An 11,822-nucleotide genomic window follows, 5' to 3' on the forward strand; every position below is an offset into this window, starting at 1 on the left:
TCTCTCCGTGGTGTTACCTGCGGAGAAGGACGCTAGCCCGCGTTCTCCGGCTCCGCGTCGGCCGACCGGCCATGCTTCCGGTCCGATCGGCCGGCTCGCACGACCTGAGGCGACTACGGCGGTGCCACCACGACACGGGCCGGGGGTCCGCACCCACATCCGCCCACATTGCGGCAACATTGCCGCAGGTGAAGGGCAATGGACACCTCTTGACATCCTTTTCTGTGCCGCTCTACCGTCCCTGCCATGAGTGAGCCGCTGACGACCCCCGGTGAAGGCTTTCACCCTCACCTCCACGACGCCCCGGACCAGTCGGCCGCGCCACTGCGCAGCCGGGTGCACCACATCCGTGCGGACGCCCTGGACGGCGACACCGCCCAGACGGGAGGCATGCGCAGGTTCGCCGCCGTCAGCGGAAAGACCGTCGGAGCGGAGAAGCTGTGGATGGGCCAGACCCACGTGGCCCCCGCGACCTCCTCCTCCGACCACCACCACGGTGAGTCCGAGACCGCCATCCATGTGGTCAGCGGACACCCCGAGTTCGTCTTCCTGGACGACTCGGGCGGCGAACCGGAGGAGGTACGGCTGCGCACCTCGCCCGGCGACTACATCTTCGTCCCGCCCTTCGTGCCGCACCGGGAGGAGAACCCCGACCCGACGGAGGAGGCCGTGGTCGTCATCGCCCGCAGCACGCAGGAGGCGATCGTCGTCAACCTTCCCCGGCTGTACGCGCTCGGAGACCCCCAGGCCTGACGGCCGCACTGCTCGGTGGCGCTGCCTTGCAGGTGGGCGCGGTCCTCGGATCACTGCTGCCCGGTACTCCCGCCTCCGGTCAGGTCCGGACCGTTCAGCAGGAACACACTCGCCGGCACCGGAGCGACCAGGCTCCGCGTCCGCGCGTGAATCGAGAAGGCCGGCGCCTGTCCGGAGTCTCCGGGACACTTCACCGCCTATGCCCCAGGTGTTTCGGCCGGTGAGGTCCGAGCGCGGGCCCGCTGCGCAATGGCCAGCCAGACGCGGTCGCGGGTCAGGGGCAGTTCGGTGAACCGGACGCCGGTGGCGTCGCGCAGTGCGTTGGCAAAGGCGGGGGCTACCGGGATGAACGGGCTCTCGCTCATCGACTTGGCGCCGAGCGGGCCGATCGTGTCGTCGGTCTCCGCGAAGTGGACCTCGGTGCGCGGCACGTCGGCGTGCTGGGGCAGGCGGTAGTTCCGGAAGGCGTCTGTGGTCACCTCGCCCCGTTCGTCGAGCCGTACGCGCTCGAAGAGCGTGGCCCCCAGTGCCTGGGCGACTCCACCCTCGACCTGGCCGCGGCACTGAACGGGATTCATCACCTTGCCGGCGTCAGCGGCATGGACGCTGCGCAGGATCCTCATCTCGCCGGTGTCCGGGTCGACAGCGATGCGGAACCAGTGGGCATTGAAGGCCACCGAACGCGGGCTGCCGCTCCAGTGTCCCCGCGCGGAGACAGCCTCCGGTGCGCAGTCGGTGTGGGCCGCTTGACGGAGCTCTTCCAGTGTGAGGGTCCGGCCCGCGCAGTCGACGGTCTCGGAGCCGAGTACGCACATGTGTCCGGCCACCCCCGTGTACCGGGCCGCGAAGCTCCGCAGCCGGTCGGCGAGCTCTTCCGCCGCGAGCAGCACTGCCTTGCCGGCCACGAACGTGCCGGTCGAACCGAACGCGCCGGTGTCGTGGCGGACGGCGTCGGTGTCGGAGTGCCGGATGGTGATCCGGTCCACGGTGGTGTGGAGCGCGTCGGCGGCGATCTGCCTGTGCACGGTAGTGGTGCCGTTGCCGAACTCGGCTGTGCCGACGGCCAGGTCGTACGTTCCGTCCAGGCGCAGACTGATGGCCGCGTCGGCGTGGTGGCCCCCTGGTGGACCGGTGGCGACCATGGCCAGGGCTGCGCCCTGCCCGGTAACCCATCCCTCCGGTGTGCCGTCGGCGCTGTGGTCCCCGGCCACGGCTCCGCGGATCACGGCCAGACACTGGTCGAGGCCGTAGGAAGCGATGTGCAGGTCCTCTTCCTCCTCACCGATCGGGCTCAGCACGTGCTCGTCGGGCCTGATGATGTTCCTTTCCCGCAGGATCAGCGGGTCCATGCCGAGACGCCGGGCCAGTTCGTCCATCACCGACTCAAGGGCGAACGTCACCTGACTGAGCCCGTACCCCCGAAAGGCGCCCGCCGGGACGACGTTGGTGTAGACCGAGAACGCGTCGACCCTCTTGTGCGGTGCGCGGTACATGGCGAACGACTCTCCGACGCCGGTGCACAACACGGCAGGACCGTGGTTGCCGTAGGCGCCGGTGTTGGAGACCACCCGCATCTGGATGGCGGTCAGCGTGCCGTCCTGGCGGGCACCGATCCTGACGCCGATGGTGAACGGGTGGCGGGTGGTCGCCCCGTGGAACTGCTCGGCGCGCGTGTACTCCAGCTTCACCGGGCGGCGCAGTCTCAGCGCGGCCAGCGTGACGATGTCCTCGGTGAGCATCTCCTGTTTGCCGCCGAAGCTGCCTCCCACGAGCCCCGCGACGACGCGGACCTCGTCCTCGGGCAGCCCGTACAGAGCACAGATCGCGCGGCGTGTCAGGAAGGGCGTCTGGGTGGAGGAGCGGATCGTCAGGCGCTCACCGGCACCGTCCTCCTTCGGCTCGAAGTACGCGACACAGCCATGCGTCTCCAGGCTTGCGTGCTGCACCCGCTGCGTGCGGAAGGTCTCCTCGTACACGACGGCGGCCTCCGCGAAACCGTCGTCGACGCAGCCGATTTCACCGTGTACCTCAGCGGCTACGTTGTTCTCGACGCGGGCGATCCGCGTCTCGGGGCCCTTGCCGGCGTGCAGGACGGGAGCGCCGGGTGCCATCGCCTCCTCCGCGTCCATGACGTAGGGGAGCCGGCTGTACTCCACCCTGATCCGGCGGCAGCCCTCCTCGGCGTCCCGCTCGCTGTCCGCGACGACTGCGGCCACGCGCTGGCCGGCGAATCGGACGGTGTCGTCGAGGACGCGTGTGTCGTCGGGGTCCACGCCGGGGCGCTCGTGGCGGGCCGAGGAGTACAGGGTCGCGGGCGCGTCCTCGTGGGTCAGGACGGCTCGCACGCCCGGCACCCGAAGTGCCTCGGAGGTGTCGATGGACACGATCCGGGCGTGTGGGTGCGGGGAGCGAAGCAACTTCATGTGGAGCAGACCGGGCACCTTGACGTCGAAGGTGTAGCGGGCGGTGCCGGTCACCACGTCCGGGCCCGCGGGCGCACCCGGACTCCTGCCCACCGCCTCACCCGAACGCGGGCGTTCGATGTGCTGTACGCCCCGCACGGCGTCCTCGATGGCACGGTAGCCGGTGCAGCGGCAGAGGTTGCCCTTGAAGGCGCGCGGCAGGTCGTCCAGCTTGCCGTCGTCGTCCTCGGTACCGTGCTCGGCCTCCAGCGCGGCCGTCGTCATCAGGAAACCGGCCGTGCAGAAACCGCACTGGAAGCCCTGGGCGTCCAGGAACCTCTTCTGCACCGGGTGGAGTTCGCCATCGGGGGCCGCCAAGCCTTCAACGGTCGTCACGCTGCGGCCCGCGGCGCGCACCGCCGGGTACAGACAACTGTGCACCGGCTCGCCGTCCACCTGAACCGTGCAGGCGCCGCAGTCCCCGGCATCACAGCCCTTCTTCACCCCGAACCAGCCGCACTCGCGCAGATACGTCCGCAGACACTGGCCGGGACGGGGCGCCGAGTCGAAGGGCTGATCGTTCACACGGATACCGAAGCTCACCGCACACCCCCTCGCGTGAGTTCGTCATGGACCTGCCCGGCGAATCGCAGGACCATGTGCCGCCGCCACTCAGGAAGCCCGTGGACGTCGTCGAACCAGTCGGATTCACCCACGGCCGCCGTGATGACCGCCCGTAACTCGGCCGGCCCGCAGGGCAGCGCGAAGCTGAGGCGGAAGGGGCGTCGGGTCGCGGCCGTGATGGTGAGGGACAGGACGCCCTCCTCTGGATCCAGTGCCCCGATGACGAGAGCGCCAGAGCGTCCGAGCCCGTGGAGCGACGCTTGCCGGAACGCCGTACGCGACTTCAGCGCTCGCGCGGGGAGCGTCACCGCACGCACCAGTTCGCCCTCGCCGAGATCCGTTCGGCCCGCGCCGGTCACGAAGTCGACGACCTGCACGCTGCGCCGGGTGCCGTTCTGCGCCTGGAGCAGACATGCGCCGTCGAGCGCGGCGGTCAGGGAGATCATGGGCCCCGCGGGCAGAGCCAGGCACAGGTTCCCGCCGACGGTCGCCATGTTCCAGATCTTGAACGAGGCCAGGAACGCCCGGCAGCACTGGTCGAAGAGAGGAGCGGCTTCGGCGTCGAGCGTCCGGCCGAAGCGTGACAGTTGCGTGATCGTGCACGTGGCCGCGATCTCCACCGATCCGTCGGGCAGCACCTGGACAGGCTCCCAGCCCATCCGGCTCAGATCCACCAGCCGACGCAGGTGTGGCTGGGGCTCCGAGAAGAGGTACGTTCCGCCGCCGAGCCAGGCGTCGCCCGCGCGCCAGGGTTCGTGACGACCCGCGTCGCGTACGTCGAGAACCGTGTTCAGGTCCATGGGCTGCTTCTCATCTCGCAGGGGGGAGGGGGAATGGGCAGGCCTTCACGAGGATGTGGACGAATTCATCGAGATCCTGGAACCGTTCCCATTCTGCCGAAGTGGCCTCTGCGGTGACGCTGGGAGTAATGAATAAGCAATTGAACATCGTCACATAAAAGAACTCTGTGCGTGCCTGTGGAGGTTCGCTTCCCCCGCGTGCAGCTAGTGGAATTGAACGCCGAACGGATCGAGAATTCAACAGGATGCCCCCGATACCTACACCGACATGCCTCGTGGTCCGGAGCCGGACCGTTCCCCTGCGTGGCAACAACCGTCGAAGTCGCCGCCCCGTCCGGGGACGGCTCACACCTTCTGCGCCGCGCTGCCCGGCGCACTGTGCGACGCACCGGCATTTGCCGGTCGATCTGGTCCGTCTCGTCGGTTGTCCCGCCGAACTGGGAGCCCCTTCAGGCCATGACGGTACTGCGCCAAGACCCACTTCGGCGGGCCGTACCCGGTACCACGTTGTTGAAGGCGATCACTGCTGAGCGGTCGCGGCAGTCCGTCGGGCTGGAGGGGCTTGGCTGAAATTCGGTCGCGCTGTCATATGCAATTGCTGACGGGCCGGAGAAGTTATGGGGATTGTCGGTTTGCCTGCTATGGCGTAGTGGCAGGCTCCACGGGGCGACCGGAGTGTCAGCCGCCTTCACGTTCCGTCTGATCGACGCACGCAGGACAGGTAGTGGGGTTGGGGCCACCGTCTGGGGAGGCGGGGCCCGAGGAGTCAGGAGAGGCATCATGACGCTGAGCCGGGTCGATATTGTGGCGGTTGACGAAGGGGCGGCCTTCTGGGACGACCGGTCGGCCCTTCTGACCGGTCTACGGGAGAATCCACCGCGGGTTCCCGCTCACTTCGGGTACGACGCGCTCGGATCGGACTTGTTCGAGTTGATCACCGAGTTACCCGACTACTACCTCACCCGGGTCGAGTACGGGCTGCTGGAGCGCCATGCCGGGGAGATGGCCGACCTGATCGGGTGCGGGCTGATCGCGGAGCTGGGCAGCGGGAGTGCGAAGAAGACCCGTCTGCTGTTGGCGGCTTGTGCCGACCGCCGTTCGACGTCCTATCTGCCGATTGATGTCAGCCGCGAGATGCTCGAGGCCAGTGGGCGCGACCTGACCGCCGAGCTGCCCGGCCTGCGGGTGCAGGGGCTGTGGGGCCGGTACGAGGCAGGGTTGGCCTGGCTGAGGAACAGCAAACCCGAGCCGGTGACGATCTCGTTCCTCGGGAGCAATCTCGGCAATATGCCCCTTGAGGAGCGCGACAGGCTGCTCTCCGAAATCGTCAGCACGCTTGGGCCCGGTGACGGCTTCCTGGTCTCGGTCGATCTCCTGAAGCCGGCCCGGATACTCGAAGCCGCTTACAACGATCCGGTCGGCCGGTCTGCCTTCACACGGTTCCGGCTCAATCATCTGGACCATCTCAACCGGCGCTTCGGCGGCACCTTCGACCCGCGGAATTTCTCTGCGCGGGCGCACTTCGATTCCGATACCGGCACCGTCGACGCGCGTGTTTACGCGAACGAGGAACATTCCGTCGCGCTTCACGATCTGGATCTTGAGCTGAACCTGCGGCGCGGTGACTCGCTCAACGTGGGCCTGTCCCACAAGTTCCAGCGTGAGCAGCTCGTGGCCGACGTCATCGCACGCGGTCTTGAACTGCGCGCACAGTGGGTCGACGAGGAATGGCAGTACGGCATCTTTCTCTTCACACGCTCCCAGGACCGTAGTGAGGCAGGCGATGAGCTCTGACATCGGAGAGGCCGATTCCCACGATGCACGGATCGCGCCGTGTGGTTACTGAGACCTCCCGGTGTGTACCGGCCCCAGACAGATACGTGGTTGTTGGTCCAGGCGCTGTATCACGCCGGAATTCCCTCTGGCGCACGGGTTCTGGACATGTGCACCGGAACCGGTGCGTTGGCCATCGCCGCGGCGGGCGTCGGAGCCGGACACGTCACGGCGGTGGATATCTCGCGCCGTGCCACGCTGGCGACCCGGTTCAACGCCCGGGTACGCGGGCTCCCGGTCCGGGTCGAACGCCGGGACGCGCTGTCATTTCCCGCCGCCCGGCAGTTCGACGTCATACTCGCCAACCCACCGTATGTACCGGCCCCTCAAGGAACTCTTCCCCGGAGCGGACCGAGCAGGGCGTGGGACGCCGCGCGTGACGGACGGGCCCTGCTCGATCCGCTGTGCGTCAACGCCGCCGGGATGCTCTCCAGCGGCGGCATGCTGTTGGTCGTCCATTCCGCCGTGTGCGGGGTGGAGACCACCGTGGACCTGCTGCACAGGGGAGGGCTGAAGGCCGCCGTGGTGGCCCGGCGGACAGTGCCGTTCGGCCCCGTCATGAACCGTCGGGTCCCGTTTCTGGAGGAGCAGGGATTCATCAGGGCGGGCCAACGTCACGAGGAACTGGTGGTGATCCGTGGAGACCGGCGGAACGACCCAACCTAGTGCGGTTCCGGGCACGGCTACCGGAACGCCCGACCGGAGACGGGTCACCCTGGTTCCCGGTGGCCCGCTCCTCGTCGAAGGCCCCGTCGAGGTGGTGACCAGTGACGACGAGGTCGTCGTCTCGGACCGTTTCGTGGTGGCCCTCTGCGTATGCCGACGCAGTCGGCGGCACCCGTTCTGTGACACCAGCCACCGCCGACGCGTCCGCCAGGATTCCGACGACCAGACCCTGGAATCAGAACCCGGCTGACTGCTCGGGCAGCGCCCGGCGCAGCGATGTCCTGCGGCTGCGCCAAGCACCGAGCAGGTGCGCGGCCAGCCTGCCCTCCAGCAGCTCGGTGGCCGCGATCCCGAACACCACGTCCCCGGCAAGCCGGGGCTCCCGCCGGAGCAGGTCGCCGATGACATCACGACGCAGTACCTGTTCATGCACGGCGTCGGCTTCGATGTGCTCGGTGAAGAAGAGCGTGCACTCCGGCCCCGCACCCAGCCGGTCCAGCGCCTGGGCGATCCGCTGTGCGCTCGGCGCGGTGGTGATCTCGGCCGCCGCGAAGTGACCGACCAGCGCGCCGCGCAGCCTCCGGTGCAGTCCGCACATCGACATCAGGTTCACGATCGCGATCGCGGGTGCGGGAACGTCATCCACGTAGTGCAGGTACGCGGGAGAGAGCCCGGCACCGACCAGGAGGTCGACGAACAGCTGGGAGTGGGCTCTCTCGGCACGGCCGCCGCCGAACTCGTCGAACTCGACCGCCACCAAGGAGGCCTTGGCCTGTCCCTGAAGACGGGGAATCACCCAGGCGTGCGGGTCGGCCTCCTTCAGGTGATACACCGAACGGTGCGCGAAATACTCACGCATCTGTTCCCAGTCCGCGGAGTCCCGGAGATAGTGCGAGACCCCGTCACCGGGCACCGTCTCGACCAGCAACCCGTCCAGTACGGCCGAGACATCGTCACCACCCTCGGCGTCCGCACGCAGCGCCGTCAGGAAGACGTGCTCCATCGCGGCCCGCAGCCGAAGCAGCTCCGGATCCCACTCCCACAGCGGGTCGACACCGTCAAAGCCCCGATAGTGCAGCTCATAACAGGTGTGCAGGGCCAGCGTCAGATCCTCGCCGTACGGATCGATCCGATCCACGGCATCCAGGGGGAACGGCTCCGAGGCCGGACGCTTCGTCAGCGCGGTGACCACGGTCTCGGACAGCGGTCCCCGGGGAACCGGTAACGCGTGGGCGAGAGGCTGCGTATCTCTGGTGGTGGCGCTGGGGGTCATCGGCTCTCCAACTGGATCGAACGCGTGGATGCCATGCTCACGGGCGGTGAAGGCATTTTCGCCCACTTGGGCCCTCGCCGCCAGACACCCTCCGTCCGCGCCGGGCTCTTGCCGGAGTGGGGGCTTCTCCCAGCCCTCACGCCTTCGGCAGCCGGGTCGACCGCGCACACAGGTCCGCGCGGTCGGCCGCGCCCGTCTTGTTCATCAGGCTGGCGATGTGCTTCTCGACCGTGCGGGGCGAGATGAACAGCCGGTCGGCGATGTCCTTGTTGCTCAGCCGGTCGGCGAGGAGCCGGAACGCCTCGTACTCCCGCACGGTGATGCCGAGGGCCCGCAGCTGTTCGGGGATGCCGTCCGTGCCGCTGCGGTGCTGGTGCACGGGGGCACCGAGGCGTCGAAGGGCGGCCCGGCAGGCGTTCGTGACGGCGGGCACCCCCTGCTCGTGGAAGTGGTGTTCGGCCCGCCTGAGCCAGGCGACCGGCTCACCCCAGCCGTCCTCGTGCGCCGCGTCCGCGACCAGCCGCAGGCCCAGGTGCAGGGCGGCCGGGTACACGGCGGCATCGCGCAGCGCCGTTTCTATGCGCTCGGCCGCCCGTTCGCCCTGCCCCTCCCGGCCGAGCAGGACGGCATCCGCGAGCGTGACGAACTGGCGGTTCCACCGCATCCGCCCGACTGCCGTGGCGGCGACCTCCTCGTGCCGGGCGCGGTCCGCGTCACCGGCCAGCACGTCCAGCAGCAGCCCCACCCCGTGGGTGCCGCTGAGGTGGTAGGTGCTCGGGTTGTGCCGCTCCAGCGCCGACACCGCCCCCAGCTCGGCCCGTGCCAGGTCCCGGTTCTCCTCCATCAGGGCGCAGAAGGCGCGGGCCATGCCCAGGGTGAGCGGCTCCTCCTGCGAGCCCGTCCCCTCCCATTCGGCGAATGAGCCGAGGGCGGCCTCCATCGCGCGCCGGTCGCCCTGGTGCGCCTCCAGTGACGCCAGTGACATCAGGAGGTACCGGACGGCCGGGGCGAGCCCGAGCCTGCGCACGATCGTCAGGCACTCGGTGGCGGCGTCCCGCGTCGCCTCGCGGGCGCCCCGCATCACCCCGTCCAGGACGAGGATGCCGTCCACGGTGTGCACGATGTTGATCGAGCCAAGCCGCAGGGCCTCCTCCCGGGCGGACACCAGCCCGGTGGTGTCCCCCTCCGCCAGCCAGTCGTTGCCGCCGATACGGGTCGCCGCGTACATCCGCCGCAGGGGGAGCTGGTGCCGCTCCGCCGTCGACAGGGCCTTCTCGAGCATGGCGCGGGACTCGTGCGGGTCCCGCTCGCGGGCCACGGTCGCCAGCAGCTCCCACGCCTGGCAGGCGACCGAGGGCAGTCCGTAGCGGTCGGCGGCGTCGGCCGCGGAGCGGGCGAGCTCCTCCGCGTGCTGGATACGGTCGGTGCCGGGAGTGTCCAGCGCGAGATAGGCGGCGGTGACGTCGACGGCCGCTGCCGCAGCACCGTCCGGACTCGCCCCCAGCACCTCGCGGGCCCGGTCGATCTGCCGGTTCCCGTCGCTCCAGCGCCCCGCCGTGTGCGCCACCTTGGCCAGCCGGGTGTGCAGGACTGCCAGACGTGACGCGCCCAGCCCGGCGCTGTCCAGGGCGTGCAGATGCTCGACCAGTCCGAAGGCCCGGTCGAAGTCGCCGGACTCGGCCAGCGCGGGCAGCAGGTGCTCCAGCGCACCCGCCCGCTCCTGCGGGTCGCCGGCCCGCGCCAGCAGGGTTTCCGCCTGACTGAGCAAGGTCACCGCCGAACCGAGCGCGCCCGCCGTCAGGGCCCGCCGCCCCGCCTCCGTGAACAGCTTGCCGGCCGCCGCGTCCTCGCCGGCCTCCGACCGCAGCCCCGCCGCGAGGGCGCACCACTCGCCGGGTAACTGCGGGTGCAGTTTCTCCACCGCCTCCGCGCCCTGGCGGGCCAGCTCTGTCCGCTGGCCGGGCGTCAGGCGGGTGAACAGCGCTTCCACGGTGGGTGAATGGCGAAAGGAGTACCAGTCGGGAGCGGGCTCGTCCGGCACCACCAGGCGAGCGGCGACACCGGCGTGCAGATGGCTCAGCAGCGCCCGGTCGTCGACTCCCGTCATCTGCTGGAGCACGGTCAGCGGGAACCGTCTGCCCAGTACGGCCGCCGCCGACAGCAGCGTCAGGCCCTCCGTACCCAGCCGCTCGATGCGGCGCAGGATTCCCCGGGCCAGAGCGGAGGAGACATCGCCGCGCGGATCACCGACCGTTCGCCAGCCGTCCGGTCCCTGCACCAGGGTGCCCGCGCCGATCATCGACTGGAGCAGCTCCTCGACCAGGTAGGGGCTGCCCGCGCTGCCCTCCCACAACCGCTCCAGCACCTGCGTGGGCACTTCCCCGGGGGAGGCGCCCAACTGACCCGCCACCAGTTCGTGCACCTGGGGGCGGGTCAGCGGCGGCAGTTCCACGACCGAGGCCGCGCCGCGCCGGCGGGCCGACTGCGCGAGATCCAGAGCGTCGCTGAAGTCCGTGCGGATGGTGGCGAGGAGCAGGACCGGGCTGTACTCCAGGTTGTCCACGAGATATTCCAGGACCCCCAGCGTCTCGGGGTCGGCGTCGTGCAGATCCTCCAGCACCAGGAGCCGGCCCCGGCCGCGGTCGGTGGCCATGAGCAGCCGCAGCACGGCCTCACCCAGAATGACCATCGAACTGCTGTCGCCGGCACCGGTGTTCCAGTCGGGTATCAGCCGTCCCAGCACCGGTCTGTACGGTCCCAGGGACAGTTCGTCCAGCGGTTCACCCGTGCGGAACAGCGACATCAGCGCCTCGGTCAGCGGCCGGAACGGCACCACGGGGCCGGTGGTGCTGCTGCGTCCCCGCAGCACGCCCATCCCGATCCCGAGCGCGCTGCCCACTGCCTCGGCCGCCAGCCGGGACTTGCCGGCCCCGGCTTCGCCCACCACGAAGACCACACCGCCGCGCCCTTGCTGGGCCTCGGACAACGCACGCTCGAGCAGCCCCAGTTGGGTATCCCGGCCGATGAGGGAAGGTGCTTGGGAGCGCATGATCTCGAAGCATAAATCAGATTGTCCGTAACCGTAGGGGGGCCGTCCAGATTCCGATTCCGCCCGGCCGGCCGAGCCCGCCGGGGGCCTGGCCCGGGGGCGGCTACTGGGGCGAGGACACCGAGGTGTCGATCGAGCTCAGCGTGATGACGATTCCGCTGGTGAGGACCATTCCGGCCAGGATGCGCGCGCGAGCGCAGGCGCGGTTGCGGCCCGAGAGGGTGATGCCGCCGACCGCGTCCTGTTCGTCGACGGCAGGTGCGAGGGCCTCGGTGCCGGCGTCGGCGGCGGTGTTGGCGGTGTTGGCGGACGCGGCGCGGCTGGAGTGCTGGTTCATGGGGAGAGTCCCTTCGTGTGGAAGTGCGCGGGTGCGGGGGTGGAGGAGAGCTGAGACGACTGGAGAGCGGAGAGGAGCGGCATGA

General features: G+C 69.6%; 9 protein-coding genes. 4 read left to right on the forward strand and 5 right to left on the reverse strand.

What is annotated here, in order from left to right; all coding sequences use genetic code 11:
• The first annotated feature begins 246 nt into the window (after window positions 1-246).
• The gene (locus ACIO3R_RS31200) at window positions 247-753 is read left to right on the forward strand and encodes a cupin domain-containing protein (RefSeq protein ID WP_385031365.1); all 507 of its coding nucleotides are present in this window, start codon (window positions 247-249) and stop codon (window positions 751-753) included.
• A gap of 197 nt (window positions 754-950) precedes the next feature.
• Here ACIO3R_RS31200 and ACIO3R_RS31205 read toward each other — a convergent pair whose 3' ends face one another.
• The gene (locus ACIO3R_RS31205) at window positions 951-3,758 is read right to left on the reverse strand and encodes a molybdopterin-dependent oxidoreductase (RefSeq protein ID WP_402110334.1); all 2,808 of its coding nucleotides are present in this window, start codon (window positions 3,756-3,758) and stop codon (window positions 951-953) included.
• Entirely contained in the window at window positions 3,755-4,579 is an 825-nt protein-coding gene (locus ACIO3R_RS31210; RefSeq protein WP_402110335.1) for an FAD binding domain-containing protein, read from the reverse strand. The genes ACIO3R_RS31205 and ACIO3R_RS31210 overlap by 4 nt, the downstream gene beginning before the upstream one ends.
• A gap of 780 nt (window positions 4,580-5,359) precedes the next feature.
• Here ACIO3R_RS31210 and ACIO3R_RS31215 point away from each other — a divergent pair.
• The 3 genes from ACIO3R_RS31215 to ACIO3R_RS31225 all read left to right on the forward strand — a co-directional run bounded on the left by ACIO3R_RS31215 (window position 5,360) and on the right by ACIO3R_RS31225 (window position 7,328).
• A complete protein-coding gene (locus tag ACIO3R_RS31215; RefSeq protein ID WP_402110337.1) occupies window positions 5,360-6,373 on the forward strand; it encodes an L-histidine N(alpha)-methyltransferase in 1,014 nt (337 codons plus the stop codon).
• Window positions 6,374-6,436: 63 nt separating this feature from the next.
• Window positions 6,437-7,078, forward strand: coding sequence for a HemK2/MTQ2 family protein methyltransferase (locus ACIO3R_RS31220; protein ID WP_402110339.1), 642 nt, complete (start codon window positions 6,437-6,439; stop codon window positions 7,076-7,078).
• Window positions 7,050-7,328 (forward strand): CDGSH iron-sulfur domain-containing protein, encoded by a 279-nt coding sequence (locus tag ACIO3R_RS31225; protein WP_402110340.1) that lies wholly within the window; start codon window positions 7,050-7,052, stop codon window positions 7,326-7,328. Before ACIO3R_RS31220 ends, ACIO3R_RS31225 begins: the two co-directional genes overlap by 29 nt.
• On the opposite strand, the gene ACIO3R_RS31230 is transcribed toward ACIO3R_RS31225, so the two are convergent.
• From ACIO3R_RS31230 to ACIO3R_RS31240, 3 genes are all read right to left on the reverse strand, one after another.
• A complete protein-coding gene (locus ACIO3R_RS31230) occupies window positions 7,314-8,351 on the reverse strand; it encodes an iron-containing redox enzyme family protein (RefSeq protein WP_385031383.1) in 1,038 nt (345 codons plus the stop codon). The genes ACIO3R_RS31225 and ACIO3R_RS31230 overlap by 15 nt on opposite strands.
• A gap of 136 nt (window positions 8,352-8,487) precedes the next feature.
• Entirely contained in the window at window positions 8,488-11,400 is a 2,913-nt protein-coding gene (locus tag ACIO3R_RS31235) for an AAA family ATPase (RefSeq protein ID WP_402110343.1), read from the reverse strand.
• 103 nt (window positions 11,401-11,503) lie between these two features.
• On the reverse strand, window positions 11,504-11,737 hold the full coding sequence (locus tag ACIO3R_RS31240; RefSeq protein WP_385353611.1) for a hypothetical protein: 234 nt from the start codon (window positions 11,735-11,737) through the stop codon (window positions 11,504-11,506).
• Window positions 11,738-11,822: the final 85 nt, after the last annotated feature.

This window comes from Streptomyces sp. NPDC087428 (genome assembly GCF_044744085.1).
Classification (GTDB): Bacteria; Actinomycetota; Actinomycetes; order Streptomycetales; family Streptomycetaceae; genus Streptomyces.

Coding starts and splice junctions, on each gene's coding strand:
- ACIO3R_RS31210 (WP_402110335.1), bottom strand. CDS start 4,579: ATGGACCTGAACACGGTTCTCGACGTACGCGACGCGGGTCGTCACGAA.
- ACIO3R_RS31200 (WP_385031365.1), top strand. CDS start 247: ATGAGTGAGCCGCTGACGACCCCCGGTGAAGGCTTTCACCCTCACCTC.
- ACIO3R_RS31235 (WP_402110343.1), bottom strand. CDS start 11,400: ATGCGCTCCCAAGCACCTTCCCTCATCGGCCGGGATACCCAACTGGGG.
- ACIO3R_RS31230 (WP_385031383.1), bottom strand. CDS start 8,351: ATGACCCCCAGCGCCACCACCAGAGATACGCAGCCTCTCGCCCACGCG.
- ACIO3R_RS31215 (WP_402110337.1), top strand. CDS start 5,360: ATGACGCTGAGCCGGGTCGATATTGTGGCGGTTGACGAAGGGGCGGCC.
- ACIO3R_RS31240 (WP_385353611.1), bottom strand. CDS start 11,737: ATGAACCAGCACTCCAGCCGCGCCGCGTCCGCCAACACCGCCAACACC.